At 73.5% G+C, this 25478-nt stretch carries 29 protein-coding genes; 14 read left to right on the top strand and 15 right to left on the bottom strand.

All coding sequences use genetic code 11. The features are described 5' to 3' along the window. The first annotated feature begins 67 nt into the window (after positions 1-67). Positions 68-556: an anthrone oxygenase family protein gene (locus tag PWG71_RS12235; RefSeq protein WP_274809803.1), complete on the top strand. Its 489-nt coding sequence runs from the start codon at positions 68-70 to the stop codon at positions 554-556. A 234-nt stretch (positions 557-790) separates the two neighbouring features. Here PWG71_RS12235 and PWG71_RS12240 read toward each other — a convergent pair whose 3' ends face one another. The 6 genes from PWG71_RS12240 to PWG71_RS12265 form a co-directional block, all read right to left on the bottom strand. After that, positions 791-2236: an FAD-dependent oxidoreductase gene (locus PWG71_RS12240; protein ID WP_274809804.1), complete on the bottom strand. Its 1446-nt coding sequence runs from the start codon at positions 2234-2236 to the stop codon at positions 791-793. A gap of 70 nt (positions 2237-2306) precedes the next feature. Then, a complete protein-coding gene (locus PWG71_RS12245; protein WP_274809805.1) occupies positions 2307-4379 on the bottom strand; it encodes a molybdopterin oxidoreductase family protein in 2073 nt (690 codons plus the stop codon). Continuing rightward, the gene (locus PWG71_RS12250; protein WP_274809806.1) at positions 4376-5767 is read right to left on the bottom strand and encodes an MFS transporter; all 1392 of its coding nucleotides are present in this window, start codon (positions 5765-5767) and stop codon (positions 4376-4378) included. The genes PWG71_RS12245 and PWG71_RS12250 overlap by 4 nt, the downstream gene beginning before the upstream one ends. A 98-nt stretch (positions 5768-5865) precedes the next feature. Next, positions 5866-6306, bottom strand: a complete 441-nt coding sequence (locus tag PWG71_RS12255; protein ID WP_274809807.1) for a maleylpyruvate isomerase N-terminal domain-containing protein — start codon at positions 6304-6306, stop codon at positions 5866-5868. 70 nt (positions 6307-6376) lie between these two features. Continuing rightward, the gene (locus PWG71_RS12260; RefSeq protein WP_274809808.1) at positions 6377-6541 is read right to left on the bottom strand and encodes a hypothetical protein; all 165 of its coding nucleotides are present in this window, start codon (positions 6539-6541) and stop codon (positions 6377-6379) included. A 52-nt stretch (positions 6542-6593) separates the two neighbouring features. Then, the gene (locus tag PWG71_RS12265; RefSeq protein ID WP_274809809.1) at positions 6594-7685 is read right to left on the bottom strand and encodes a GNAT family N-acetyltransferase; all 1092 of its coding nucleotides are present in this window, start codon (positions 7683-7685) and stop codon (positions 6594-6596) included. Between the two features lie 55 nt (positions 7686-7740). Between PWG71_RS12265 and PWG71_RS12270 the strand changes: the two genes are divergently transcribed. Then, the gene (locus tag PWG71_RS12270) at positions 7741-8733 is read left to right on the top strand and encodes a GNAT family N-acetyltransferase (protein WP_274809810.1); all 993 of its coding nucleotides are present in this window, start codon (positions 7741-7743) and stop codon (positions 8731-8733) included. 96 nt (positions 8734-8829) lie between these two features. Beyond that, a complete protein-coding gene (locus PWG71_RS12275) occupies positions 8830-9015 on the top strand; it encodes a hypothetical protein (protein WP_274809811.1) in 186 nt (61 codons plus the stop codon). Between the two features lie 74 nt (positions 9016-9089). On the opposite strand, the gene PWG71_RS12280 is transcribed toward PWG71_RS12275, so the two are convergent. Then, complete coding sequence (locus PWG71_RS12280; protein WP_274809812.1) at positions 9090-9278, bottom strand: CsbD family protein; 189 nt, start codon at positions 9276-9278, stop codon at positions 9090-9092. A 139-nt stretch (positions 9279-9417) separates the two neighbouring features. On the opposite strand from PWG71_RS12280, the gene PWG71_RS12285 reads away from it, so the two are divergent. Beyond that, entirely contained in the window at positions 9418-9855 is a 438-nt protein-coding gene (locus PWG71_RS12285; RefSeq protein ID WP_274809813.1) for an NUDIX domain-containing protein, read from the top strand. A 179-nt stretch (positions 9856-10034) separates the two neighbouring features. Further along, positions 10035-10820, top strand: coding sequence for a DUF4253 domain-containing protein (locus tag PWG71_RS12290; protein WP_274809814.1), 786 nt, complete (start codon positions 10035-10037; stop codon positions 10818-10820). 3 nt (positions 10821-10823) lie between these two features. On the opposite strand, the gene PWG71_RS12295 is transcribed toward PWG71_RS12290, so the two are convergent. Together PWG71_RS12295 and PWG71_RS12300 are read right to left on the bottom strand one after the other, a co-directional pair. Further along, entirely contained in the window at positions 10824-11351 is a 528-nt protein-coding gene (locus PWG71_RS12295) for an NUDIX hydrolase (protein ID WP_274809815.1), read from the bottom strand. A 137-nt stretch (positions 11352-11488) separates the two neighbouring features. Further along, positions 11489-12148: a class I SAM-dependent methyltransferase gene (locus PWG71_RS12300; RefSeq protein WP_274809816.1), complete on the bottom strand. Its 660-nt coding sequence runs from the start codon at positions 12146-12148 to the stop codon at positions 11489-11491. An 81-nt stretch (positions 12149-12229) separates the two neighbouring features. Here PWG71_RS12300 and PWG71_RS12305 point away from each other — a divergent pair, with 81 nt between their 5' ends. Both PWG71_RS12305 and PWG71_RS12310 read left to right on the top strand, forming a co-directional pair. Further along, the gene (locus PWG71_RS12305) at positions 12230-13129 is read left to right on the top strand and encodes an NADP-dependent oxidoreductase (protein ID WP_274809817.1); all 900 of its coding nucleotides are present in this window, start codon (positions 12230-12232) and stop codon (positions 13127-13129) included. A 192-nt stretch (positions 13130-13321) separates the two neighbouring features. Next, the gene (locus PWG71_RS12310; RefSeq protein ID WP_274809818.1) at positions 13322-14149 is read left to right on the top strand and encodes an NmrA family transcriptional regulator; all 828 of its coding nucleotides are present in this window, start codon (positions 13322-13324) and stop codon (positions 14147-14149) included. Here PWG71_RS12310 and PWG71_RS12315 read toward each other — a convergent pair. After that, on the bottom strand, positions 14134-14898 hold the full coding sequence (locus tag PWG71_RS12315; RefSeq protein ID WP_274809819.1) for a MerR family transcriptional regulator: 765 nt from the start codon (positions 14896-14898) through the stop codon (positions 14134-14136). The two genes, PWG71_RS12310 and PWG71_RS12315, sit on opposite strands and share 16 nt — an antisense overlap. A gap of 138 nt (positions 14899-15036) precedes the next feature. Here PWG71_RS12315 and PWG71_RS12320 point away from each other — a divergent pair, with 138 nt between their 5' ends. Next, complete coding sequence (locus tag PWG71_RS12320) at positions 15037-15852, top strand: thioesterase family protein (protein ID WP_274809820.1); 816 nt, start codon at positions 15037-15039, stop codon at positions 15850-15852. A 222-nt stretch (positions 15853-16074) separates the two neighbouring features. On the opposite strand, the gene PWG71_RS12325 is transcribed toward PWG71_RS12320, so the two are convergent. After that, positions 16075-16836 (bottom strand): metallophosphoesterase, encoded by a 762-nt coding sequence (locus tag PWG71_RS12325; RefSeq protein WP_274809821.1) that lies wholly within the window; start codon positions 16834-16836, stop codon positions 16075-16077. A 123-nt stretch (positions 16837-16959) separates the two neighbouring features. On the opposite strand from PWG71_RS12325, the gene PWG71_RS12330 reads away from it, so the two are divergent. After that, positions 16960-17544: a CGNR zinc finger domain-containing protein gene (locus PWG71_RS12330; protein ID WP_274809822.1), complete on the top strand. Its 585-nt coding sequence runs from the start codon at positions 16960-16962 to the stop codon at positions 17542-17544. A gap of 174 nt (positions 17545-17718) precedes the next feature. Here PWG71_RS12330 and PWG71_RS12335 read toward each other — a convergent pair whose 3' ends face one another. The 3 genes from PWG71_RS12335 to PWG71_RS12345 are packed head-to-tail and all read right to left on the bottom strand — an operon-like array spanning position 17719 to position 20293. Next, positions 17719-18624: a metal ABC transporter permease gene (locus PWG71_RS12335; RefSeq protein WP_274809823.1), complete on the bottom strand. Its 906-nt coding sequence runs from the start codon at positions 18622-18624 to the stop codon at positions 17719-17721. Next, positions 18612-19361 (bottom strand): metal ABC transporter ATP-binding protein, encoded by a 750-nt coding sequence (locus tag PWG71_RS12340; RefSeq protein ID WP_274809824.1) that lies wholly within the window; start codon positions 19359-19361, stop codon positions 18612-18614. The genes PWG71_RS12335 and PWG71_RS12340 overlap by 13 nt, the downstream gene beginning before the upstream one ends. Then, complete coding sequence (locus tag PWG71_RS12345) at positions 19358-20293, bottom strand: metal ABC transporter substrate-binding protein (protein WP_274809825.1); 936 nt, start codon at positions 20291-20293, stop codon at positions 19358-19360. The genes PWG71_RS12340 and PWG71_RS12345 overlap by 4 nt, the downstream gene beginning before the upstream one ends. A 254-nt stretch (positions 20294-20547) precedes the next feature. On the opposite strand from PWG71_RS12345, the gene PWG71_RS28690 reads away from it, so the two are divergent. The 4 genes from PWG71_RS28690 to PWG71_RS12360 all read left to right on the top strand — a co-directional run bounded on the left by PWG71_RS28690 (position 20548) and on the right by PWG71_RS12360 (position 23833). Beyond that, entirely contained in the window at positions 20548-21594 is a 1047-nt protein-coding gene (locus PWG71_RS28690; protein WP_342455962.1) for a serine/threonine-protein kinase, read from the top strand. A gap of 56 nt (positions 21595-21650) precedes the next feature. Further along, entirely contained in the window at positions 21651-22424 is a 774-nt protein-coding gene (locus tag PWG71_RS28695; protein WP_342455963.1) for a hypothetical protein, read from the top strand. Positions 22425-22505: 81 nt separating this feature from the next. Continuing rightward, a complete protein-coding gene (locus PWG71_RS12355) occupies positions 22506-22985 on the top strand; it encodes a GbsR/MarR family transcriptional regulator (RefSeq protein WP_274809826.1) in 480 nt (159 codons plus the stop codon). Next, positions 22982-23833: an alpha/beta fold hydrolase gene (locus PWG71_RS12360; protein WP_274809827.1), complete on the top strand. Its 852-nt coding sequence runs from the start codon at positions 22982-22984 to the stop codon at positions 23831-23833. The genes PWG71_RS12355 and PWG71_RS12360 overlap by 4 nt, the downstream gene beginning before the upstream one ends. Here PWG71_RS12360 and PWG71_RS12365 read toward each other — a convergent pair. Beyond that, the gene (locus PWG71_RS12365; protein ID WP_274809828.1) at positions 23830-24465 is read right to left on the bottom strand and encodes a TetR/AcrR family transcriptional regulator; all 636 of its coding nucleotides are present in this window, start codon (positions 24463-24465) and stop codon (positions 23830-23832) included. The two genes, PWG71_RS12360 and PWG71_RS12365, sit on opposite strands and share 4 nt — an antisense overlap. Positions 24466-24519: 54 nt before the next feature. Here PWG71_RS12365 and PWG71_RS12370 point away from each other — a divergent pair, with 54 nt between their 5' ends. Beyond that, the gene (locus tag PWG71_RS12370; RefSeq protein ID WP_274809829.1) at positions 24520-25470 is read left to right on the top strand and encodes an NAD-dependent epimerase/dehydratase family protein; all 951 of its coding nucleotides are present in this window, start codon (positions 24520-24522) and stop codon (positions 25468-25470) included. The last annotated feature ends 8 nt before the right edge of the window (positions 25471-25478 follow it).

Raw genomic sequence — 25478 nt, forward strand, 5'->3', positions numbered from 1 at the left:
GCAAGGAGCGTACAATCCGCCCAGGTGCTGCGCAGACCACGGGAAAAGGGCATGGGGTGACCGGTTGATGGCGGGCATGGTGTACGCGGTGGTGCCGGTGATGTCCGTGGTGTTGACGGGATTGTTCGCCGGCCTGTTCTTCGCTTTCTCGATCGCGGTGATGCCGGGGCTGGCGCGGACCGATGACAGGGTCATGATCGAGGCGATGCAGAAGATCAACGTCGCCATCATCAACCCCTTCTTCGCGGTGGTGTTCATCGGCGCGCCCGCGATGGCCTTGGCACAGACGGTGCTCCACTGGGCGGCGGGAGGCACGGAGGCCGCGTGGTGGGCGGGCGCGGCCCTGGCCCTGATGGTGGTGACGCTGGTGGTGACGTTCGCGGTGAACGTGCCGCGCAACAACGCCCTGGACCGGACCGGCGCCCCCGCGCGCCTGACCGACCCGGCGGCGGTGCGCGCCGACTTCGAGCCGGTGTGGGTGCGCTGGAACCACCTGCGCACCCTGGCCTCGACGGCGGCGTCGGTGTGCGCGGTGCTGGCGGTCATCGCGACCTGAGCCCCGGGCCGGCCCCGGAGGAACGCCCGCCCGCGCGGCGCGCTCATCGCCTCCGCGGGCCCCGCCATCGCGCGCCGGCACTCCGCGCTCATCGCCTCCGCCGCGTCTCACCGCGCGGTGATCCTCCCCGTGGGGCACGGCCCCGCCATCGCGCCGCGTCCCTCCCACGGCGGCGACCCCGACCGGTGCCCACGTCGGCGGCCCCGGAAAGGGGATCGGGGCCGCCGACGGGCCTCAGCCGACGGGGGACTTGTCGTCCCACCCCGACAACAGGGCGTTGACGTCGCGCACGCATCCGCCGCACCCGGTGGTGGCGCGGGTGGCCGCGGCGATCGTCTCGCGCGTGCGCGCCCCGTCCAGCCAGGCCTGCTCCAGGTCGTCGCGGGTGACCGCGTTGCACCGGCACACCACCGGCGCGGCCTGCGCCCCCGCCTCCTGCCCGACCGGCGCGGGCACGGCGCCCTGGAGCAGCGCCAACCGGTCCGCCGGCACCGGAGCGCCGGTGTCGTGCAGCTGCGACAGGGTCGCGGCCGCCTCGGGGAACCCGAGCAGCACCGACCCCACCAACCGGTCCTCGCGCACCACCAACTTGGCGTACCGCCCCCCGTGCGGGTCGCTGACGGTGAGCGTCTCCAGGTCCTCGTCGTTGTCGTCGGTGTGCACCTCGCCGAACGCGGTCAGCTCGATCCCCTCGGCCTTGAGCCTGGTCACCGGCCGCGAACCGCTGTAGAGGGCCTGCGGCTCGATCCCCGTCAACCGACGGGCCAGCACACCCGCCTGCTCCCATCCGGGCTGGACCAGCCCGGCGCCGCCCCCCGGGTGCTGGGCGCAGTCGCCGACGGCGTGCACGCGGGCGTCGGAGGTGGCCAGGGTGTCGTCGACCAGGATCCCGTGCTCGACCTCGATCCCGGCGTCCTTGGCCAGCTCGATGTTGCCGCGCACCCCGGCCGTCACCACCAGGGCGTCGCCGGGCAGGACCCGGCCGTCGTCCAGCTCCAGACCGGTCCCGGGGATCCACCGGGAGGCCACCCGCCAGGAGTGCACCCGCACGCCCAGGGCGTCATAGCGACGGCGCAGGATGTCGGCGGCCGGCCGGTCGATCTGGCGGCGCATGATCCACGGCGAGGACTCCACCACCGACACCCGCGCGCCCCGGCTCTGCAAGCCGCGGGCCGCCTCCAGCCCCAGGACACCGCCGCCGAGCACCACCACGGGCGCCCCCGGCCGCACCAGGGCCAACAGCCGCCGGCAGTCGTCCAGGTCGCGCAGCGCGCACACCCCCTCCCCCGGTGCCCCGTCGGGTGCGGACACCCCGGTGACCGGCGGGAAGGCGGCGCGGGCACCGGTGGCCAGCACCAGCTCGTCGTACTCCAGGGCCGTGCCGTCGTCCAGGGTGACGGTGCGCCCGGCGGTGTCCAGGGAGACGGCGGCCAGCCCGGTGCGGACCGTGACGCCGGGGGTGTCGGGGACCGGCAGTCGGATCTGGTCGGCGGTGTAGTCACCCGCGACCATCCCCGAGAGCAGGACCCGGTTGTAGGCGGGGTGGTGTTCGGCGCCCACGACGGTGACGTGGACCCGCTCCCCCAGCGGATCCAGGCGGGCGGTCTCCTCGGCGAAGCGGGCACCGACCATGCCGTTGCCGACGACCACGATCCGGCGTGCACCCTGCACGGTGTTCAACAGCTGCCTCCTACGGGTGGGGTGTCGCGCCGGACGGCGTCGGCCGGGCGGGGACGGGTGCGGGACGGGTTCAACGGGCCGGTTCCAGGCGCACGGCGCTGACCTTGAACTCGGGCATGCGGCTGGTGGGGTCCAACGCCGGGTTGGTCAGGTTGTTGGCGGCCTGCTCCCCGGCGTAGTGGAAGGGCAGGAAGACGGTGTCAAGGCGGGCGGTGGGCGTCAGCCGCACCCGGGCCCGGGTGACGCCCCGGCGGGAGGTCACCGCGGCGAGGTCGCCCTCCCCCAGCCCGGCGTGGGCGGCGGTGTCGGGGTGCACCTCCACGTACACCTCCGGTTCGGCGCCGGCGAGCTCGGGGACGCGGCGGGTCTGGGCGCCCGACTGGTAGTGGCCCATCAACCGGCCCGTGGTGGCGATGAGCGGGTAGGCCTCGTCGGTCACCTCGGCGGGCGGCCGGTGGGCGACCGGCACGAGACGGGCCCGCCCGTCGGGGTGGGCGAAGGCGTCCAGGAACAGGCGCGGGGTGGGCTCGGCCCCGGCGCGCACCGGCCAGTACAGGGCCTCACCGGAGGCCAGCCGTTCGGGGGTGACCCCGGAGTAGTCGGCCGGGGCCCCGGCGGTGGCCCGTCCCAGTTCGGCCAGGACGGTGTCGGGCTCGGTCGGGAACCGGTCGGCCGGCTGTCCCAGGCGCACCGCCAACGCGGCCAGTACCTCCAGGTCGGTGCGCACCCCCTCGGGCGGGGGCAGGGCGCGGTTGCGGCGCAGCACCCGCCCCTCCAGGTTCGTCATGGTGCCCGACTCCTCCGCCCACTGGGCCACGGGCAGCACCACGTCGCCCAGGGCGGCGGTCTCCGACAGGACGAAATCCGCGGTGACCAACAGGTCCAGGGAGTTCAGCCGGGAACGGATCCGGGAGCTGTCGGGGGCCGAGACGACCGGGTTGGACCCGAACAGCAGCATGGCGCGGGGGCCGCCGCCCTCCCCCAGCGAGTCGAGGAGTTCGAACGCCGACCGGCCCGGTCCGGGCAGGGTGTCGGGGTCCACTCCCCACACGGAGGCGACGTGGGCGCGGGCGGCCGGGTCGTCGATGCGACGGTAACCGGGGAGCTGGTCGGCCTTCTGGCCGTGCTCGCGCCCGCCCTGGCCGTTGCCCTGCCCGGTGATGCACCCGTACCCCGACCCCTCACGGCCGGGCAGGCCCAGGGCCAGGGCCAGGTTGATCCAGGCCGAGACGGTGTCGGTGCCCTTGGCGTGCTGTTCGCTGCCGCGTCCGGTGAGGATGTACGCGGAGTGCTCACGGGCGGCGGCGCCCAGCATGTCGGCGGCCTCGCGCAGCGCGACGGCGGGTACCCCGGTGACCTGTTCGGTGATCTCGGGCCACCAGGCGGCGGCGTGCTCCCACGCCCGCTCGAACCCGGTGGTGCGCTCCTCCAGGTAGTCCCGGTCGATCCAGCCGCGCGCGCCCATCAGGTGCGACAACCCCAGGGCCAGGGCCAGGTCGGTGCCGGGGCGGGGGGCCAGGTGCAGGCCGCCGTTGTCGAGGGCGACCTGCGCGGTGGCCGACCTGCGCGGGTCGATGACGATGAGGCGGGGCGCCGACAGGTGCCCCATCATCGGCGGCATGGTCTCGGCGGGGTTGGCGCCGGCCAACAGCACCACCTTCGAGGAGCCCACGTCGGTGAGCGGGAAGGGCATGCCCCGGTCCAGACCGAACGCCTTGTTGCCGGCGGCGGCCGCCGAGGACATGCAGAACCGGCCGTTGTAGTCGATCTGGGAGGTGCCCAGGGCCAGACGGGCGAACTTGCCCAGGGTGTAGGACTTCTCGTTGGTCAATCCCCCGCTGCCGAACACGGCCACGGCGTCGGGGCCGTGTTCGGCGCGCAGCGCCAGCAGGCGCTCGGCGACGTGGTCCAGGGCGGTGTCCCAGTCCACCTCGACCAGGTCCTCCGTGCGGTCCTTGCGCAGCAGGGGTCGGGTGAGTCGGTCGGGGACGCCCAGGACCTCGGCGGAGGTCCACCCCTTGCGGCACAGTCCGCCACGGTTGGTGGGGAAGGGGGCCGGGCGGGCGGCCGGGCGACCGTCCGGCCCGGGCTCCAGGCTCATGGCGCACTGCAACGCGCAGTAGGGGCAGTGGGTGGTGGTCATCGGTTCGCGGTCTCCACGGCGGTGCTCGGGGCGTCGACCGCGTCGGTGCGGGGGCGGCGCAGGTAGACGCCCCAGGTGACGGTCGCGCAGATCAGGTAGAACAGGCCGAAGGCGGCGAAGGCGTGGGCGGTGGTGCCGAACGCCGCGAACGACTCGCGGAAGCCCACGTTGATGCCCACCCCGCCCAACGCGCCGACGGCACCGATGAGGCCGAGCATGGAGGAGGAGATCCGCTTGGTGCGGGCCAGCGCCTCCTCGCGGGGCTCCCCGGCGGCGATCGCGTCCTCGGCCTTGGCCGCGTAGATCGACGGGATCATCTTGTAGGTGGAGCCGTTGCCCAGGCCGGTGAGGGTGAACATCACGGCGAACGCGCCGATGAACAGGCCGAGCTGGGAGGCCTGGACGGCCAGGACCAGGACACCGGCGCACAGTGCCATCGCGCAGAACACCCACAGCGTGACGCGGGCCCCGCCCAGGGAGTCGGCGAGACGGCCGCCCACCGGCCGGATCAGGGAGCCGATGATCGGACCCAGGACGGCGATGCCGGCGGCCTGGACCGGGGCCAGCCCGAACTGGGCCTGCAACAGCAGCCCGAACGCGAACCCGGTGCCGATGAAGGATCCGAAGGTGCCGATGTACAGCAGCGACATGATCCAGAAGTGGCGGTCACCGGTGGCGGCCATCTGGCCGCGCACGTCGCTGCGCACCTGGGTCAGGTTGTTCATGGACCGCCACGACCACACCAGGGCCAGCAGGATCAGCGGCAGGTAGAACAGCGGCACCAGGTACCCGGCGCTGGTGGCGAACAGGGAGATGACGCCCAGGCCGACCAGCTGCACGGTGGCCACGCCGATGTTGCCGCCGCCGGCGTTCAGACCCAGCGCCCACCCCTTCTCCTTCTCGGGGAAGTAGGCGTTGATGTTGGCCATGGAGGAGGAGAAGTTGCCGCCGCCCAGACCGGCGGTGGCGGCCAGCACCACGAGCAGCCAGAACGGCGTGTCGGGGTTCTGGATGAGGAAGAACGCGGCGATGGTCGGGAGGAGCAGCAGCGCGGTGGACACCAGTGTCCAGTTGCGGCCGCCGAAGGCGGGGACGGCCAGGGTGTAGGGGACGCGCAGGATGGCGCCCACGAAGGTCACCACCGACAGCAGGAGGAACTTCTGTTCGGGGGTGGCGGAGAACCCGTTCTCCGGGATCATGAACAGCACGAGCACCGACCAGATGCTCCAGACGGAGAAACCGATGTGCTCGGAGGCGATGGAGGCCCACAGGTTCCGGCGGGCGATGGGACGGCCCTCACCGTTCCAGAAGGTCTCGTCCTCGGGGTCCCAACGGGAGATCCAGCTCTTGCTCGTGCGCGATGCGCGGCGGCCTGTCTCGGGGGTCACGACCGGGCCTTCCTTTTCGGTGTCCACTGACAAAACCGAAGGTAGGAAGGCCGCGTTGCCTGAACATGTCGCGCCGTAACACGGGGGAAACAGTGGGCTCACCCCACGGCCCTGACCTCGGTGAGAACACCGTAGGCACAGGTGAACACGGGTGGACGCGGGGGTGATGTGTTCTTTGACACGTCGGGGCGATCCTTCCGGCGCACCCGGGCCGGATCCCGCCACGGGCGCGGGGCGCGCGGATCACCGGAGAAGACCTCCGGGCCGGAGGCCGGCCGGTCCCGCAGCACCCGGTACGGCTCGTCGGCGGGCAGGGGCGAACGGCCCCGGGCTATCTCGCCCCCCACGGCCGGGCCGCCGTTGCCGGAGGCCACGTGCGCGGTGGCCCGGCGGTGCACGCGGCCGGTGTGGACGAGCAGGTCGCGGACCGTCCACCCGGGACAGGTCGGCACGGGGGCGTGGGACCCGGCCCGGCGGGCGGCGTCGGCGAGGAGACGGCCCTCCGCGGTCAGCGCCTCGATGTGACGGTGGGTGTCCATCCGGACATCATGGAGTATCGGGACATCCGGCGGGAAGACCGGGGCGCCCGGGGTTTCCGGGCCGCGGGGTTCAGGAATCGCCTCCCTTGGAACGTGCGGACATGCCGGCGCCGAAAGCCACACCCATGGCCGCACCCATGGCGACCCCCAGGGCGATGCTGTCGAAGAGCAGCCCGAAGACGATGGCGAAGGCCACCGCGAGCGGCAGGGAGAAGGCGGCGTTCTCGGCGGTCATGCGGGCTCCGGTCGGTCGTGGTGCGGGTCTGGTCCTAGGACGTGTCCGGCTCCTACCCGGTTCCCCCGCCCTCCGAAGGCGACGGACCGGGGGTTCGGGCGAGGCGCAGGCTCAGCTGGGCGCCCAGGGTGCGGTAGCCCAGGGAGGCGGCCACCGCCCTCGACGCCGGCGGGCGGGCCCGCCATTGGGGCAGCAGCCCTTCGGCCAGGGCGCGGGCGGTGGCCGCCGAGGCCACCGTTCGGGCCAGGCCGCGGCCGCGCCGGTCGGTGTCGGTGAGCACGCACAGGTGGGCGGTGCGCCCGCCTTGGCGGACGTACCCGGCGGCGGCCACCGCGCGATCCCCCTCCATCAGCACGGACACGGGGACGCCCGGACCGCCCAGACCGCTCTCCCCCGCCTCCCGCGGGCCGACCCGCTCCAGCAGGCCCCTGATCCTGGGGTCGCCGGAGCCCGTGGTGCTCACCGGAGCACCGTGATGGGCGGGGAGGAAATCGCCCGGGGCCAGGTAGGCCAGGACGGCGGGGCCGAGCACCGCCGCCACCGGTGAGGCGTCGGGCCCGGCCGACCCCGACGGCCCGACCTGCGCCCCGGGACCGGCGAGGGCGCAGGACCCGACCGTGGACGGGTGAGGGCCGACGCCGGAGCCGTCGAGGCCGGGGAACCGGACCTCCGTCAGGGCGCGCCCGACCGCGCCGGGGTCGGTGTGCTCCCCGGGCGGCAGTACGGACAGGGCGGCGCGCAGCGTGCGCGCGGTGCCGGGGTCGGGCGCGGTGGCCAGGGTGACACCGTCCAGGTGGACGATCCCGCACCAGCCCGGCGGGCACAGGCCCGAAGCCGGGACGGCGGCGACGGTCAGGGGCGCCGTGGTGGCCGGCCACCGCCGCCCACCGGGCCAGGGCGCGCGCGGACGGCTCGTCCAACGGGACTCCTCTCCGGAGTGGGGGACGCCTCCACCCTGCCCGCCGCACCCGATGTCCGCGACCGGTTTTCCCGGGCGCGACCGGTGCCCCGGGGGTGCGGAGCGCCGCGTCGAGAAGGCGACGTGCGGACGTTGAGCGGCCTCTTCACCCGGGGGAACACCGCCGTGAGGCGCCCCGTGTGAGCGGCACCGCCCCCATGGTGCGCTCGGGCTCCCCCTCCTCACGGGAGAGGAGGAGTTCAACGGGACAAGAGGGTGGCCGATGTGAAACGGTGGACGCGTGAGTCCTGTGGTGGAGGTCTTCGATCCCCTCACGGCCGCCCCCGCCGAGCTGGCGGCCTGGAGCGCGGCCCATGTGACGGGGCGACGCGAACTGTCCGGCAGCGCACCCGAGGCCGACGAACTGGCCGAGCGGCTCGGCCGAGGGCGCGCCGGGCGGGCCTGGCGGTGGGCCGGCCGTATGCACGGCGAGGGCCCGATCCTGGGCACCGCCGAACTACGGCGCCAGCCCCACGACGCGGGCATCGGGTTCCTGCGCCTGTTCGTGGAGGCCTCCGCCCGCCGCAACGGCATGGGCACCCTTCTGCGGTCCGAGGCGGCCGCACGGGCGCGCGCCGAGGGCATGAGCCGGTTGCAGAGCACCGTCCCGGCGGGCCGGGCCGGTGAGGCGTTCGCCCGCACCAGCCCCCACCTGCGCACCCTGCTGCACCTGGAACTCCAGGTGCAGCCGTTCGACGATGAGACCCTCCGGCACTGTCGGCGCCTGGCGTCCACGCCCAGGCGCGGGTACCGGATCACCCACTGGGTGGGGAGGGCGCCCGAGCCGCTGCTGCCGTCGTACGGGCGGGTGATGGACCACCTGCTGGACGCCCCCGGATCCGCCTTCCAGGAGGAGCCGCGCCGGTGGGGGCCGCAAGACGTGCGCGCCTGGGAACTGAGGATGACCGAGGACGGCTCGCGACTGCTGGTGGGCGCGGTGGTGGACCGTACCTCCGACCAGGTGGTGGCGGCGACGGTGTGCACCGTCACCCGCGGCCCCGTCGCCGACCAGCACGACACCGCGGTGCTGCCCGCCCACCGACGGCGGGGGTTGGCCAGCCGGGTCAAGGCGACCCAGACCCTGCGGGTGCACGAGAACTTCCCGCACGTACAGGCCATGGTGGTGACCCTGAACCGGGAGAACACGGCGATGTTGGAGGTCAACCGCCTGCTGGGCTACGAGAAGACCGCCGAGCGCCTGCTGGTGGAGGACGACCTCACCTCGCGCGGGTGAGACGTGTTCCGCGCGTACCCGCTCTGCCGCGCGACGCCGCGGTGCGCCCGCCCGTCCATCCCCGGAAGGGCCTCGGAGGCGCGCGACGGTGTACGGGTGACGAGCGTGTACCCGGCCGGGACCGCCGGCGATCTGCTGCGGCGCACCCGCGTCGCGTTCGGCCGCGACCACGATCCGAGCGCGTGCGTCCGGCCGGAGACGGTGGCCGCGGTGATCCTCGGCGCGCCGTCCCCGCCGTCCGACGCACAGGTCGGTGAGATCGACCTACCGGCGACATCGTGACGGGCCCCGACCGGCGAGATGCCGGTCGGGGCCCGTGAGCCGATGGACGATGGGGCGGCGGGAGCGCGCCGTCCTCACCGGGGTTTGTCGTCCGAGGTGAAGGCGTCCTTGACCTTCTCTCCGGCCTGCTTGAGCTTGGAGCTGGTCTTCTCCGTCTTGCCCTCGGCCTGCCACTGCTCGTTGCCGGTGGCCTTGCCGAGACCCTCCTTGCCCTTGCCCTTGGCCTCGTTGAACTTGTTCTTCGCCTTGTTGTCCTCGGTCATCTCAGCCTCCTCGATTCTCGGTGTCACCCCAACCCCTGTCCGATCTGGAGGATTTCATGCATCCCATCGACCACGAGAACACCGAACATGAGGAAAAACGCCTTTTGATTCACTTTGGGAGAGAGGTGGAACCGACGCCGTGATCGTCGTGGGATCGGGGTCGGCCGGGGCGCTCATCCGTTCCACGTCCGGCCGAGTGCTGCTGGTGGAGCGCACCTACAGGCCCGAAGCGCCGTGGACCCTGCCCGGTGGGGTCATCGAGGCCGGGGAGACGCCCCGGCAGGCCTGCGCGCGCGAACCGTACGAGGAATCGGGGGGCCTGACCCGGGTGGAGCGTCCGCTGGTGGTGGACCGGGTCGGCGACCTGGTCCACCGGGTGTTCACCGCCGAACTCCCCGAGGGCGCACGGATCCGCCTGCCGGAGAGGGAACTCGCGTCGTGGGCGTGGGTCGCCCCGGACGCCCTGTCCGGCGTTCTCCCCGCCAGGATCGTCCGCCGGGTGAGAGAGGCCATCGCCGCCGACACCGACGGATCCGTTCGGTGCCTCAAGGACGGATTCGGCCCCGAAGATCGATAATCTGCCGGCGTGATCCGATCACGGACGCAGCGAGGAGAGGACGTCCGACGGCCGGATCGAGCCGCCTGAACCGCCGAGAGGTGGGCACACGGCCCTCGCGCACCGGCGCCCACGGCACCTCGCCCCCTCCGCGTCCCGGAACACCGGTACCGGACACCCACGACCCTGAGGAGATCCCCATGGACCCCCGAGCCGACATCCCCGTCGAACTCCCGCCGGGCAGGCCCGCGCTCTCCGAGAGCGGCGAGGCCGTGATGTGGATCAGTGACGGCACCGCACCTCCGGGACTGTGGCAGCGGCTGCGCGCCGCCCACGCGACCTCGGGATGGTGGCCACTGCTCCTGACCTCCATGAGCGACGAGGGCGGCGACCGCCCCTGGGAGACCGGAGAGCTGGTCCCGTCCCAGGAGGGGGCGATCGCCGACCACGACGCGGAGACGGTACTGGCCGAGGCCTGGCGCGGCTCCACCGAGATCGAGGAGGAGTACGACGACCTCGTCCCGGCGGCGCGGCTCGCCGTCACCGCCCCCCACGACATCGCGTGGCCCGGTCTGGCTCCCGAGACGCCCCTGGCAGGTGACCCCGACGAGATCGCCGACCGTAACGCCGAGTGGCTGGTGGAACGGCCCAACCCCCGACTGGGCCTGGTGCGGGCCGCCTCCGGAGCCGAGGCGTTGAGCGTCATCGGCTGGGACGGCGCGGTCAACCACGGCATCGACGTCAAGGCGATCTCCGCGGTCCTGGCCGACTGGGAGCGCCGATTCGGTGCCCGGTTGATCATGGCCGGGTTCGACACCCTGGTCCTGAGCACGGCGGCCGTGGTCACCGACCGGGAGCGGGCGCTGCGGGTGGCCGCCGAGCACTTCGCGCTGTGCCCGGACAACGTCTGGCAGGGCGCGGGCAGCCTGGAGGCCTACGCCGAGTCGCTCCTCGGTGACGAGACCTGGTCCTTCTGGTGGGACTGACCCTCACTCCGGGGCCAGGGCGCGCAGGTACAACAGCGCGCTCACCGTGGTGGCGCTGACCATCAGCCCTTGCTCGATCAGGGAGGGGACCCGGACCAGCGGCACCCACTCGATCCGTTCGGACTCCCAGGCGTCGGTGGGCTCGCCCACCTTCTCGGCGTCGTCGGTGACGAACACGTGGTGCTCGCTGTCGGTGAGGCCGCTGGAGGGCTGCACCCGCAGCAGCGGTTCGAGGGTGCGGGGCCGCCACCCCGTCTCCTCCTCGGCCTCCCGGGCGGCGGCGTCACGCGGATCCTCCTCCTCGTGCACGCCGCCCATGGGGACCTCGTAGCCCCAGGTGTCGGTGATGAACCGGTGCCGCCACAACAGCAGCACCCGGTCGCCGTCGCGTATCACCGCGCCGGCGCCCCGGGGGCGCCGGATCAGGCGGTGATCGAAGCGGTGGCCGTCGGGGAGTTCGACGTCGGCGACGCGCACGTCCAACCACGGGTCGGTGTAGAGGGGGCGCTCCGAGTGGACGGTCCAGCGCACGGGTGGCTCTCTTCCCAGTGGTTTCCGGTCAAAAGTGCGTTTTCCGGTTGAACTGTGCAACTTTCCCACGCCGGTGCGCCACTGGTTTTCATCACACGCCGCATGGGCGGAACGACCGTGAACCGTTCCGGAACGGTTCACATCGGGGCGTGCCATACGAGGGAGTGCCGCCAGAACAGGTGACGCCGAAGGCGGACCCCCGGCAGTGCCCGTCCGGCCTCTCGGGCGATCTCCGGAAGGGTCATGGCGGCCGGGGCGGTGCGCGCGGTCATCGACGTCGGTCGGGGCGCGGGTCCTCCCCGGCTCCGGAACAGCCCCATGGCCAGGTTCGCGGGGACGGCCGCCGCGTCGATCAGGTGGTCGGTGAACATGGCCGCCCGGTGCACGCCCAGCACCACCAGGACGCCGCCGGGGGCCAGACGGCCGCGCAGGCGCTCCAGGGTCGGGGCGAACGGCAGGTGGTGCAGGACGGCCACGCAGGTGATGACGTCGAAGGGCCCCTCGGGCAGGTCCGCGGCGGCGTCGCCGACCCGGAAGGAGATCCCGGCCCGGGGGTCGGTGGCCCGCCGGGCCAGGTCGACGATGCGCGGGTCGGCGTCGACGCCGACCACCTCGTCGGCCCGGTCGGCCAGGGACCGCGCCAGGTCGCCGCTGCCACAGCCCACGTCCAGGGCGCGGCCCGCGTGTTCGGGGAGACGATCGAGGATCCACCGGTGGTAGTGGGCGTTGTGGTCCCACGGGTGGGCGTCGTTGAACCGGTCGATCGCCGCCAGGGCGCGGTGGGTGAGGGGGGCCATGTCTCCTCGTTCGGGACGGGGAAGGGATGGGCAAGAGAGTAGGGGACCCGGTGGGGCCCGTGGGATGAGAGGAACGAGCCGATGCACGCTGTCCGTTTCGCCGAGTACGGTGACCCGTCGGTGCTGACCGTGGTGGAGACCGACAAGCCCGTACCGGGGACCGGACAGGTGAGGGTGGCGGTCAGGGCGGCCGGGGTCAACCCGTTCGACGCCAAGGTGCGGTCGGGCGCGATGCGGCTCGGAACCCTGCCCAGGGGGCTGGGCGCCGAGGTCGCGGGCGTGGTCGACGCCTTGGGCGAGGGCGTCCTCGACGTCGCCGTGGGCGACGCGGTGGCGGGCTGGGCGGTGGAGGGCGGGTACGCGGAATGCGCGCTGATGGAGGTCTACGCGGTCAAACCCGAGGAGCTGGACTGGGCGCAGGCGGCGGCGCTGCCCGTCGCCGGGGAGGCGGCGTCGCGCGCGCTGCGGGAGCTGGCGCCCCGTAAGGGCGAGACGCTGCTGGTCCACGGCGCTTCGGGCACGGTGGGGGCGATCGCGACGCAGTTGGCGATCGCCGACGGGGTGTCCGTGATCGGCACCGCGGGGGAGGCGAACCTCGACCGGGTGCGGGAACTGGGCGCGGTGCCCGTCGTCTACGGCGCGGGGCTGGCCGACCGGGTGCGGGAGGTCGCGCCGCGGGGGGTGGACGCGGTGCTGGACACGGCCGGACACGGTGCTCTGCCGGACGCGATCGCGCTGCGCGGCGGCACCACGGAGCGGATCGTCACCCTGGCCGACGACGCGGCGGGCGAGCTGGGGGTGCGGTTCTCCTCGGGCGGGCAGGGCGCCCGGACCCCGGAGGTGCTGCGCACCCTGCTGGACGCACAGGCCCACGGGCGGATCGTGCTGCCCGAGCCCCGGCTGATGAGTCTGGCCAACGCGGCCCACGCCCACGCCGAACTGGAGTCGCGGGGTTCGGGCAAGATCGTCCTCATCCCCTGAAGCGATCGAACACCCGGACCCGGGCCGACCGGGCGGGGGTATCCGGGACCTCCCCGGGCCTCGGCCGCGCCCTCACCGGGCGGACCCGACCGACCACCGTGCCCGCGACCTCCCCCCACCCGGACGTGCGGGCGGCGCGGGGCCGCCGGGTCGGGCCCCATGGCGGGGTTCCCCGGTGGGTAGGGGTGGGACATGGGCGAACCAACGGTACTCGTGTTGGGCTCCACCGACTCCGTCGGCCGCAGGGTCGTCGAACGGCTCGGGGCGCGGGGCGTCCCGGTGCGCGCGGCCTCGCTCCGGGGCCGGGTCAGGTTCGACTGGACCGACCCCGACACCTGGGAGGGCGCCCTGGACGGCGCCTCGGCGATCCACGTCATGGCACCCGACGGCGTCCGGGTCGACCCCGAGTTCCTGGAGTACGCGGTCCGCCACGGGGTGCGGAGGCTGACCCTGCTGTCCGGCCGCGGCATCGAGCAGGCGAACGACCGCAGGCTGCTGGACGCCGAGCGGGCCGTCGGGGGATCGGGGGCGGAGTGGACGATCCTGCGCGCCGACCGGTGCGACCAGGACTTCGACGAGGGCGTGTTCGCGCAGGACGTGCGCGCGGGACGGATCACCGTTCCCGTGGGTGACACGCGGCAGGCGTTCGTCGACGCGGGGGACGTCGCGGCCGTGGCGGCGACCGTCCTCACCGGGGAGGGTCACGCCGGGCGGATCTACGAGGTCACCGGGCCCCGGGCCCTGGGGTTCGCCGAGGCCGCCGCGACCATCTCGGAGGCGGCCGGGTACGAGGTGGTCTTCGACGGGTCACCGGAGGCCTACGCGCGGGTGCTGCGCGAGGCGGGGACACCGGTGGAGGCGGCGGAGGCGATGACGGCGTCGTTCACCGCCCTGGCGGAGGGCGGGGACGCCCTGCCCACCGAGACGGTGTCGCGGGTGACCGGGCGTCCTCCGAGGGACTTCACCGACTACGCCGCCGGGGCGGCCCCCGCCTGGTGGCGGGGTCAGTCCCGTTCCTGACGGTCGGCGTTGGCGGCGAAGGCGTCGCGCAGGTAGCGGCTCAGGCCTTCGGCGTGGGCGTCGATGGTGGCGGTGAACCGCTCGTCGTCGACGTACAGGGCGCCCAGGCCGCGATGGATCTCGGTGGTGCAGTCGTAGAACCAGCGGGTGACGTACGCCCGGTGGAGTTCGGCCAGGTCCATGGCCCGCTCGCCGTGGGCGGGCGCTCCCTCGGCCATGGCTGCGGCCAGGGCCCGGCTGATCTCGGCGGCCTCGGCCTGGTTCCGCTTCCAGTCCTCCTTGGTGTAGGCGCTCACCGTGCGCCGGGACCGCTCGTAGGCGTCGGAGCCGCCCCAGCGGCGTTCGGCCTCCTCGGCGTGGGTGTCGACGTCGAAGTCGCCGAAGAGTTCGAGTCGCTCCTCGGGGGTGATGTTCAGTTGCATGGTGTCGGCCTCCATGAGGTGTTCCAGACCGCGCGCCACGGCGCGCAGGCGTTCGATGTGCTCGGTCACCAGGCGGTGTTGTCGCCGCAGGTGGGCCCGGGTGTCGGCGGTGGGGTCGTCGATGAGCTCGGCGATCTCCTCCAGACCGAATCCCAGTTCCCGGTAGGTCAGGATGCGGCGGAGCCGCTCCAGGTCCTCGTCGTCGTAGCTGCGGTAACCGGAGGGTGTGCGCTCGGCCGGAACGAGCAGGCCGATACGGTCGTAGTGGTGCAGGGTGCGCACGGTCTGCCCGCTCAGACGGGCGACCTCGCCCACGGTGCGGCCCATCCGCTCTCCTCCGTTCGCGCAGGTGGCCTCGGGTCTCCCCGATGTCCTCGACGCTAGGGCCTGACGTGACGTCAGGGTCAATCCCTTTTCTCCGGACGTGTCGCGCACTCGAACCTACCGGTCGGTAACATTGGGGGCATGAGCCCTGACCCCATTGCCGAGGAACACCGCTTCGACCGCGACACCCGCGTGGAGAAGCTGGCCGACGGCGAGTTCGCAGCCACCCTCACCGACTCCTGGACCACCTTCACCTCCCACCCCAACGGCGGGTACATCCTGGGCACCGCGCTCAACGCGCTGCGCCAGAACCTGGGACAGCCCGACCCGCTGGCCGTCTCGGCGTTCTTCCTGCGCCCCGCCTCCCCCGGCCCCGTCATCGCCCGCACCGAGGTGATCCGCGAAGGCCGACGCACCGCCACCGGCCAGGTGGTCCTCGACCAGGGCGGCAAGGAGATCGTCCGCGCCACCGCCACCTACGGCGACCTCACCCCGAACCCCTCCGCCCGGGTCCTGACCCTGGACTCCCCGCCCGACCTGCCCGCGCCCGAGGACTGCCCCGTCCCGGACGAGTTCGCGAACAGGCCCGAAGCGCCGGGCATCGCCCGCAGCGTCGAGTACCGCTACCCCACCCGCCCCGGATGGCTGGACGGGAAGAAGGACGGGCGTCCCCACGCCGAGTTCTGGATGCGTTTCGCCGACGGCCGCGAACCCGACGCGCACTCCCTGCCCGCCATGGTCGACTTCGCGCCCCCGGCCGTCCTGGAGATCGGCGAGTTCACCACGATCACCGTGGAGCTCAGCGTCCACGTGCGGGCCAGGCCCGCCCCCGGATGGCTGGCCTGCCGGGTCTTCACCAAACACGTCTCGGGCGGCCTGCACGAGGAGGACATGGAGATCTGGGACTCCACGGGCACCCTGGTGGCGCAGTGCCGCCAGCTCGCGATGCTCCTCTGAGTCGCGGTCCCGACCGTTCGGGACGGTCGACTCCCCCGTCTCGCCTAGACTCCCAACGGGTCCGACGGTGCCCGGCCCGACCTGCACGGGCCCGTCGAACCGGGGAGAGAGCCCCGATCAGGTCGCCGAGGCGACCACCGGTTCGGTCGGGATCCTTCCGCTCATCCGGGGCCGCCACCGACTCGTGGCGGCCCCGAGGTGCTCCCCGGGGCGGCTGCGGACTCACACCTCGGCGCCGGCGCGCATCACGGCGCGGAAGTGCGTGCTCAACCGTTGGTCGTCGTCCAGAAGGTGGAAGGCCACGCCCGGGGGCTGCGTGCGGTCGGCGGCCGGCTCCCCCTCCCAGGGCATGCGCAGCGTCCAGGTCACCCCCGGGGCCAGCAGCAACGGCCGCCCCGCGAACATGGTGGCCCCCCCGGTGTGCATGTGACCCACCAGGATGCCCGCCACCCGGGGGTGGGCCTGCAACAACCCGGCCAGGTCGTCGGAGTTGCCCAGGCGCATCGAGTCGGGCAGCGGATGGTGCATCCGCACCGGCGGGTGGTGGAAGGCCAACAGCGCCGGGGTGTCGGCGGGCAGGGCGTTGAGGGTGTCGTTGATCCACACCAGGGTGGACGCCTCCAGACGCCCCCCGTCCTGGCCCGGGATCGTGGAGTCGCAGGCCAGCACGGCCGCCCCGGCCACGTGGTGGACCCGGTTGAACGGCTCGGTGGAGGGCCCCTCCCCCAACAGGTGCGCGCGCAGCGCCGCCCGATCGTCGTGGTTGCCCGGGCAGACGATCACCGGGAAGGGCAGGTCCAGCAGCCGGGCGGCCTCCTCGTACTCCTCGCGCGTCGCCGCGTCGGCGATGTCCCCGGTGACCAGCAGCGCGTCCGGGGCCTGCGAGAGGTCGCGCAGGTAGGCCACGGTGCGCTCGGCGCGTTCGGTGGAGCGGTCCGACCCGTCCAGGTGCAGGTCGCTGATGTGCGCGAGAAGAAGAGTCATCGAGATCCTTTTCGATTCACCGGATACGGCGTTCTAACGGATAAGTTAGTGTTAACCGTTAGAACGCTAGCCCGTGGGGAAGGATGCGGGCAAGTGGGGTTCCGGTGAACGGATGGGGGATCCATGGACGGCCGCCTGGCACTCGAACTGGCCGGGACGATCCGCCACGACGGCGTCGGCGGGATCGCCGACGACCTCGAAGGGGTGGCGGGCACCGCGCGCTGGCTGGGCGAGGTCGCCGACCGGTTGCCCCCGGCGCGACATCCCCGGGTCGACGAGGAACTCCACGCCCAGGTGGTGACCCTGCGCGGGGCGGTGCGGTCCCTGTTCGCGCGGACGGTCGCCCCGGCCTCGCCCAGCCCCGCCGACACCCACCTGCTACCGCCGACACGGGAGGCGCTGATCCTGCTCAACGCGGCGTCCGCCCGCCAACCGGTGGTCCCGAGGCTGCGCTGGGAGGAGGGGGACCTGCCCACGGTGGAGTTCACCCCCGGCGGCGGGTGCCCCGACACGGTCGCGGCGCTGGCGCGGGCGGCGATCGCCTTCCTGGAGGGCCCCGACCGCGACCGGTTGCGCGCCTGCCCCGCCCCGCGCTGCGCGCGCTACTTCGTGCAGGCCCACGGGCGTCAGCAGTGGTGCGGCACCTCGTGCGGCAACAGGGCCCGCGCCGCACGCCACTACCGCCGCCACGCCCCCGCCCGCACCTGAGCGCCGGGAACTCCGCGAGGGCCTTCGGACGGCCCCACCACGGGGGGCCCGGACCGGCGCCGCGTGGGCGACGGGCGCTCCCCTCCCCAACGGCGCCGACACCGCGGGCCCGCCGGACTTCGTGGAACGGCTCGCCGGCCTGGCCGCCACGACGGCGGCCAGGGGACACCGCCTCTACTGCCGGGCGGTGCTCTGAGCTCCCGCGTCCGGGAGAACGGCGGAGAGGGCGCGGCGCCGACGGCGACCGAGCACCCCGTGCAACGGTGAGAACAGGTAGGCCAGGGTGAACGCGCTCGCCTGGGCCAGCACGATGCAACCGCCGGTGGACACGTTCGCGTGGTAGCTGACGAACACCCCCGCCACCGCCGCGACCACGGCGATGCCCATCGAGATGACCAGCATCCGCTCGAACCGGTCGGTGAGCAGGTAGGCGGTGGCGCCGGGGACGATGACCATGGCCACCACCAGGATGATCCCCACCGCCTGCAACGCCACCACCACGGTGACCGCGAGCAGACCCAGCAGCAGGGTCTCCAGCAGGCGCGGGTTCACCCCGATGGCGTGGGCGTGCGTCCGGTCGAACGCGTACAGGGTCAGGTCGCGGTGCTTGAACCACACCACCACCAGCACCACCGCGGCCAGCACCACGACCTGGAGGATCTCGGTGTCGGAGACCCCCAGCACGTTGCCGAACAGGATGTGCCCCAGGTCGGTCTGGCTGGGCACCGTGGAGATCAGGACCAGGCCCAGGGCGAACAGCGCGGTGAACACCACCCCGATGACGGCGTCCTCCTTGACCCGGGAGGTGCGGTTGACCACCCCGATCAGCGCCACCGACCCGGCGCCGAACACCAGGGCGCCCAGTGCGAACGGCAACCCGAACATGTACGACAGCACCACCCCGGGCAGCACCGCGTGGGAGACCGCGTCCCCCATGAGGGACCAACCCACCAGGGTCATCCAGCACGAGAGCACCGCGCACACCGCCCCGGCGACCACGGCGACCAGCAGGGCGCGCCGGACGAACTCGAACTGCAACGGCACCGCGAACCAGTCGACGGCGGCGGTCAGCGCGTCCATGTGCTCCCACTCTCCTCGCCGACGTGGACGCCGAAGGCCTCCATGACGATCTCCGGGTGCAGCACCTCGGCGGGGGTGCCCCGCGCGATGACGCGACGCTGCAACAGCACCGCCTCGTCGCACAACCCGGGCACCTGGGCCAGGTCGTGGGTGGACACCAGCAGGGTGCGGCCCTCGTCGCGCAACCGGCGCAACAGGTCGGTGATGGTCGCCTCCGAACGCTTGTCGACGCCGGCGAAGGGTTCGTCGAGCAGCAGCACGTCGGCGCCCTGGGCCAGGGCGCGGGCGACGAAGGCGCGTTTGCGCTGGCCGCCGGAGAGCGCGCCGATACGGCGCCGGGCCAGGTCGGTCAGGTCGGTGCGGGCCAGGGCCCGTGCGACGGCGTCCCGGTCGGCGGGCCGGGGGCGACGGCGGATCCCCATGTGCCCGTAGCGGCCCATCATCACCACGTCGTGCACGCTCAGCGGGAAGTCCCAGTCGACCTGTTCGGTCTGGGGCACGTAGCCCACCAGCCCTTTGCGGCGGGCGCGCGCTCCGTCCATGCCGAGCAGCCGCACGCGGCCCCGGTCCGGCCTGGTCAGCCCCAGGATGGTCTTGAACAGGGTGGACTTGCCCGACCCGTTGGTGCCGAGCAGGCCGCAGATCCGGCCGGGCTCCACGGTGAGGGACACCCCGTCCAGGGCGAGCACGTCACCGTAGTGGACGGTGGCGTCGACGACCTCGATGGCGGAGGTCACGGCCGGGCCCCGGTGAGGCCGGACACGATGGTCTCGGCGTCGTGGCGCAACAGGTCCAGGTAGGTGGGCACGGGGCCGTCCTCCTCCGACAGGGAGTCGACGTACAGCGGACCGACGAACGCGGCGCCGGTCTCGCGGGCGACGGAGCGCTGGGCGCCGTCGTTGACGGTGCTCTCGCAGAACACGGCGGGCACCCCGTTGTCCTCGACGAACCGGGTGACCTCGGCGATGCGCTGCGGGGTGGCCTCGCTCTCGGCGTTGACCGGCCACAGGTACATCTCGGTGAGCCCGGCGTCGCGGGCCAGGTAGGAGAAGGCGCCCTCGCAGGTGACCAGGGCGCGGGAGGCCTCGGGGACCTCGGCGAGCTCGGTCTCCAGGTAGGTGCCGACCTCGGTGATCTCGGCCTTGTAGGTCTCGGCGGCGGCGGTGTAGTCCGCCTCGCCCTCGGGGTCGAGGTCGATGAGGGCGTCGCGGATGTTGTCCACGTAGACGAGGGCGTTGTCGGGGGACATCCAGGCGTGGGGGTTGGGTTCGCCCTCGTAGTCGCCGGAGGAGATGGGCAGGGTCTCCACACCCTCGGAGAGCACCGCGGTGGGGGCGTCCACGCGTTCGGTGAACTGCGCGAACCAGGCCTCCAGGCCCAGCCCGTTCTCCAGGATGAGGTCGGCCCCCTGGCCTCGCACCAGGTCGTCGGGGACGGGCTCGTAGCCGTGGATCTCGGAGCCGGGGCGGGTGAGGGAGGCGACCCGGACCCTGTCGCCGGCGACGTTGTCGACCATGTCGGCCAGGACGGTGAACGTGGTCAGGACCAGGGGACGGCCGTCGTCGTCCTCTCCGCCGGCGGAGGGGGTGCAGGCGGTGAGGGTCAGGGCGAGGGCGACCGGGGCGGCGTACCACCGCGGCGAAGAGACCCAATCTCTAAAGTTCGGCACACCTAACTTTTTACCATGCGCGGGCCGAACCACGCATGTCGGAGGTGGCGATCTTCGCTCGGTCGGGTTCGGTGCCCGGGATCGGGCCGGTGCCCGCCGCAACGCCCCGACGCCCCCCGAAACCGAGGTGGCCGGAAGCGGACGGACCGATGGCCACTACCGGACCGCCCCCCGGGGCACGTTTCCTTACACTCGTCGCCCTGCTCGCACGTCCGCGCGGGCAGGCCACGACGGCCCGCACACGAGGGAGACCCATGGGGTCCGAACCCGAACCCGCACGCCTGCTGCGCGACCGTTACCGCCTCACGGAGGAACTCGGTCGCGGAGGGATGGGGCGGGTCTGGAAGGCCCACGACGACGACCTCAACCGCACCGTCGCCGTCAAGGAGATCCTCTTCGGCCCCGGACCGGACGAGGACGAACGCGCCCGCGCCGCCGCCCGCGCCCGCCGCGAGGCCCAGGCCGCCGCCATGGGCTCGCACCCCAACATCGTCACCGTCCACGACGTCTTCGAGGAGGACGGCCGCCCCTGGATCGTCATGGAGTTCCTCACCGGGTGCTCCCTGCACGAGCTGATCCGGCGCGAGGGCGCCCGACCCCCCGAGACCGTGGCCGAATGGGGGATCGACCTGCTCAGCGCACTGGACACCGCGCACCGGCAGGGCATCACCCACCGCGACGTCAAACCCGAGAACGTCATGTTCACCGACGCCGGCCGCGTCGTCCTCACCGATTTCGGCATCGCCACCATCGCCGACACCTCCACTCTCACCCAGACCTCCGGGATCATGGGCTCCCCCGCCTACCTGGCCCCCGAACGGCTCTCGACGAGCCCCGCCACCCCGGCCGGCGACCTGTGGTCGCTCGGGGCGACCCTGTACCACGCGGCCACCGGGACCTCGCCGTTCCAACGGGAGGGGGTCCCCGCCACCCTCAACGCCGTCCTCACCCAGGAGCCGGCGCTCCGACTGCGATCGGTCCCGCTCGACCGGGCGGTGCGCGGGCTGTTGACCAAGGACCCCGGGCTGCGCCTGGACTCACGGGGTTGCCGGACCCTCCTGGAGGCCGTCCTGGAGCGGGGTCCCGCCCCGATCGGCCCCGCACCGGCCGCGGGGTACCCCGCGGCCGGCGGGGCGCGCCGCCCGTGTCGGTTCCACGGCCCCCGTCAGGCCCGGCGGGCGGTCCGCCGACCACCCCCCACCCCTCGGGCCCGCAGGCGGCACCGTTCGGGCCACCGCCCCCGCGCACTCCCCCCGGTTCGGGCCCGATCGCGCCGCCGCCCGCCGACTCCGGGCCGCTGATCCCACCGCCCGCGAACCCGCAGGGACCCGAGGGCACCCGCCGGTTCCCCCGGAGCGTGGCCCCCGTCCCGCGCCGGGTCGCCCACACCAGCCCGGCGCCGCCCGGTGCGTCCGGGGCCTCGGCGCGCGGCGGCCGACTGTCCTGGCCGTTCGTGGTCCTGGCCCTGGGTCTGGCCTTCCTGGTGGCCACCGCGACCCTCGTGGTCGTCCTGGATCCGTGGGGCGACCCCGCCGGGACGGTCCTGTCGGGCGAGGACCCCGGAACGCCGGACGCGGAGCCCCGGCAGGACGGGGGAGCCGAGGGCGCCGACCCCGACACCGACGCCCCGGCGGAATCCCCGCCCACCGACGCGGGGGAGGCCGAGGACGACACGGGTGAGCCGAGCGCGGAGGGCATGGTCTGGACCGAGGACCCCGAGGGGTTCTCCGTCCTGGCCCCCGAGGGGTGGAACAGGCGCACCGAGGGCAGCAGCATCTACTACGAGTCCGCGAACGGGGACACCTACCTCCAGATCGACCACGCCGACCACCCCACCGACGACGAGTACCGGCACGTCCTGGACCAGGAACAGGGGGTGTTCGACTCCGGGAGGCTGCCGGGGTACGAGCAGGTGCGGATCGAGGACGTCACCTCCGGGACCGACTTCCACTCGGTCGCCGACTGGGAGTTCACCTGGACCGACGCCGGACAGGACCGCCACGTGCTGGCCCGCGACATCGCGGTCTCCCCTGGCGTGCACTACACGGTGGCCTGGGCCTCCCCGGCCGGTGCCTGGTCGGAGTTCGAGGGGATGCGCACCGCCGCCCTGGACTCCTTCGCACCGGCCTGATCGGCGATCCCCTCCCCCTCCGACGGGAACGCCCCGTTCTTCTCATTGCAGTAGTGACTGCAATGACGGTAACGTGAAGGCATGAGCGGACCCACCGACGACGAATCGGCCTTCGTGGACGAGGTCGCGGCCTTCTTCGAGCGCGACGGACTCCCCCTGATCTCCGGACGGGTGATCGGCTGGCTGCTGATCTGCGACCCGCCCGAGCAGAGCCCCGCCCGGATCGCCGAGGCCCTGCGGGTCAGCCGCAGCTCCGTCAGCACCGCCACCCGCCTGCTCGTCCCCGGCGGCCTGGTCGAGACCGTGCGCCGCCCCGGCGACCGCAACGCCTACCACCGCGTCTCCGCGGACGGGTGGAGTCGCATGCTGGAACGCCGCTACGCCCGCACCGCCGGGTTCCGCGAGATCACCGAACGCGGGCTGCGCGCCCTGGACGACGCCTCGCCCGAACGGCGCGAACGCCTGGCCAACGTCAACGAGCTGTACCGGTTCCTGGAATCGGAACTGCCCGCCCTCTTCCGACGCTGGCAGGACACCCGGGGAAAGGACACCTCCCCGTGATCGCCGACCCCCACGAGCGCACCGTCATCACCCGCCCCGAAGGTCCCCTCAGCGTGGTCACCGCCGGCGACCACGGCACCCCCGTGGTCCTGCTCAGCGGCGGCGGCCGGGACAACGCCCTGCTCAGCTGGCGGCACCTGATCCCCGCCCTCGCCCGGGACCACCGCGTGTTCGCCCCCGACTGGCCCAAACAGGGCCGCAGTCGCCCCTGGCGCGGGACCGCCGACCACGCGGCGCTGCTGAGCGTCGTGGACACCGTCCTGGACCACTTCGCGCTGGACCGCGTCGCCCTCGTCGGTCTCTCCCAGGGCGGCGCGCTCACCCTGTCCTACGCCATCGAACACCCCGCCCGGGTGGATCGGCTGGTGGCCATCGCCCCGGCCGGAACGCTCTCCTTCCCACCCCTGGTGCACCAGCTGCTGTGGCTCACCGCCCGCAGCCGGTTCCTCAACACCACCCTGCCGGGCCTGATGCTGCGCTCGCGCAGCGGCGTGGAACGGTTCGTGCGCACCGCGCTGATCCCCGGGCCGGTCCCCGACTTCGACGCCATCGTGGACGAGATCGTCCAGGAGTCCCGCGCCAACGGCTCCGACTCCTCCGACTGGCAGAACGCCTCCATCGGGTTCACCCGCATGAACGTCGACCTGCTCCCCCGCCTGGGGGCGATCACCTGCCCGGCGCTGTTCGTCCAGGGCGATCGTGACGTGGGGGTGAGCCCCCGGCGCACCGCCGCGGCGGCCGCCCGCGTGCCCGGCGCCCGCCTGGAGACGATCGAGGGCGCCGGGCACTGGGTCAACCGCCAGTGCCCCGACCGGGTCGAAGCGCTGGTCCGCGCCTTCCTCGCCTAGGAGGACACCCCGACCACCTGGCTCAGGACCGCGTCGGTCGCCCAGTCGCGCCACCACCGCACCGGTCGGCCCACGTGCACGGTGTACAGGGTGAACAGCTCCGGGGAGAGCAGGCCGAGCATGGTGTCGGCGGCCTCCTCGGGGCCCGTCCCCGGACGCAGCGCGCCCCGGTCGGCCAGGGCGTCGGCGAACACCCGCTGCACGGTGCGCCGCTGCGCCACGTTGACCTCCCACAGCGCGGCCAGGTCGGGCTCGTCGGCGGCCGCACCGCGCACCGCCTCCAGCAGCCCGGCCCCGCGGACCATGATCTCGGCCGTCCCGGCGACCTGGAGGCGCACCTGCCCGGCCGCGTCGGGGGCCGCCAACGCCTCGCGCACCCAGGGCCGCTCCAGGGTGGGCACGGGTTCGTCGTCCCCGGCCACGAGCCGGTCGACGGCCTCCTTGAGCACCGCCGCCTTGGTCCTGAACGTGTAGTACACCGTCTGCACCCCCACGCCGGCCTCGTCGGCGATGGCCTGGACGCTGGTGGCGGCGTACCCCCGTGCGGTGAACAGCCGGGCGGCGGCCAGGGCGATCCGGGCCCGTGTGGCCCGGGAGCGGGCGGTGCGCCCGTCGACGGTCTGCGTGTCCATGCCCACGATCCTCGAACTTGACTGTAGTGCCACTACACATATCTTATGTGGAGTATGACTACAAGAACCCTTCGGGTGCTGGTCCTGGGCGGCTACGGGGCCGTCGGCGCGCCCACCACGGCCGCACTGCGCGAGGCCGGCCACACCTGCCTGACCGCCGGGCGCGACCCCCACCGCGCCGACCGACCCCTGGACCTGACCCGCCCCGACGACTACCGCGCCGCGTTGGAGGGGATCGACGTCGTGGTCAACGCCTCCGGCGCCGAGGATCCCGCCCTCGCGGGGATCGCCGCCGACCGGGGCGCCGCCTTCGTCGACGCCACCGCCACCACCGGTTACATCGCCCGCGTGGAACGCCTGACCCCGCGCGCCCCGGTGCTCCTCAGCGTGGGCCTGGCCCCGGGGTTGACCAACCTGCTCGCCGCCGACCTGCACGCGGCCCACCCGGGGGACGACCCGATCGACGTGGCCGTGATCCTGGGCGCGGGCGAGGCGCACGGGGCCGCGGCCACCGCGTGGACGATCGGTCTGATCGGGCGCTCCTTCGCCGACCCGACCACCGGGGAACCGGTGCGCAACCTGTCCCGGGGCGCCGTGTTCGACCTGCCCGGACAGGGGCGGCGCCGACTGCTGCGCGCCGACTTCTCCGACCAGCACACGCTCACCCGGGACCTGGGCCGACCGGTCCGCACCCACCTGGGGCTGGACTCCCCCGCCCTCACCCGGGGCCTGGGTCTGCTGGCCCGGCTGCCCGGCGCGGGCCGGCTGTCGAAGGTCCCGCACCTGCCGGGCTCGGACGCCTGGACGGTGGCCGCCCGCAGCGGCCCCCACCTGCGCCGGGCCCGGGGCCGGGGGCAGTCGCGGGCCACCGCCCTGCTCACCGCCCACTCCGTGGGCCTGGCCGCCGCCCTGCCCCCGGGCGTGCACCACCTGCACCGGGTCACCACCCTGACCGACCTGCCCGCCCTCCCCGGCATCACCCTGGACGTGACGACCCGGGCCTGAGCCACCGG

Source organism: Nocardiopsis sp. N85, assembly GCF_028882275.1.
GTDB classification, from domain to species: Bacteria; Actinomycetota; Actinomycetes; order Streptosporangiales; family Streptosporangiaceae; genus Nocardiopsis; species Nocardiopsis lambiniae.

Coding starts and splice junctions, on each gene's coding strand:
- PWG71_RS12235 (WP_274809803.1), top strand. CDS start 68: ATGGCGGGCATGGTGTACGCGGTGGTGCCGGTGATGTCCGTGGTGTTG.
- PWG71_RS12245 (WP_274809805.1), bottom strand. CDS start 4,379: ATGACCACCACCCACTGCCCCTACTGCGCGTTGCAGTGCGCCATGAGC.
- PWG71_RS12255 (WP_274809807.1), bottom strand. CDS start 6,306: ATGGACACCCACCGTCACATCGAGGCGCTGACCGCGGAGGGCCGTCTC.
- PWG71_RS12260 (WP_274809808.1), bottom strand. CDS start 6,541: ATGACCGCCGAGAACGCCGCCTTCTCCCTGCCGCTCGCGGTGGCCTTC.
- PWG71_RS12280 (WP_274809812.1), bottom strand. CDS start 9,278: ATGACCGAGGACAACAAGGCGAAGAACAAGTTCAACGAGGCCAAGGGC.
- PWG71_RS12290 (WP_274809814.1), top strand. CDS start 10,035: ATGGACCCCCGAGCCGACATCCCCGTCGAACTCCCGCCGGGCAGGCCC.
- PWG71_RS12300 (WP_274809816.1), bottom strand. CDS start 12,148: ATGGCCCCCCTCACCCACCGCGCCCTGGCGGCGATCGACCGGTTCAAC.
- PWG71_RS12305 (WP_274809817.1), top strand. CDS start 12,230: ATGCACGCTGTCCGTTTCGCCGAGTACGGTGACCCGTCGGTGCTGACC.
- PWG71_RS12310 (WP_274809818.1), top strand. CDS start 13,322: ATGGGCGAACCAACGGTACTCGTGTTGGGCTCCACCGACTCCGTCGGC.
- PWG71_RS12315 (WP_274809819.1), bottom strand. CDS start 14,898: ATGGGCCGCACCGTGGGCGAGGTCGCCCGTCTGAGCGGGCAGACCGTG.
- PWG71_RS12320 (WP_274809820.1), top strand. CDS start 15,037: ATGAGCCCTGACCCCATTGCCGAGGAACACCGCTTCGACCGCGACACC.
- PWG71_RS12325 (WP_274809821.1), bottom strand. CDS start 16,836: ATGACTCTTCTTCTCGCGCACATCAGCGACCTGCACCTGGACGGGTCG.
- PWG71_RS12330 (WP_274809822.1), top strand. CDS start 16,960: ATGGACGGCCGCCTGGCACTCGAACTGGCCGGGACGATCCGCCACGAC.
- PWG71_RS12335 (WP_274809823.1), bottom strand. CDS start 18,624: ATGGACGCGCTGACCGCCGCCGTCGACTGGTTCGCGGTGCCGTTGCAG.
- PWG71_RS28690 (WP_342455962.1), top strand. CDS start 20,548: ATGGGGTCCGAACCCGAACCCGCACGCCTGCTGCGCGACCGTTACCGC.
- PWG71_RS12355 (WP_274809826.1), top strand. CDS start 22,506: ATGAGCGGACCCACCGACGACGAATCGGCCTTCGTGGACGAGGTCGCG.
- PWG71_RS12365 (WP_274809828.1), bottom strand. CDS start 24,465: ATGGACACGCAGACCGTCGACGGGCGCACCGCCCGCTCCCGGGCCACA.
- PWG71_RS12370 (WP_274809829.1), top strand. CDS start 24,520: ATGACTACAAGAACCCTTCGGGTGCTGGTCCTGGGCGGCTACGGGGCC.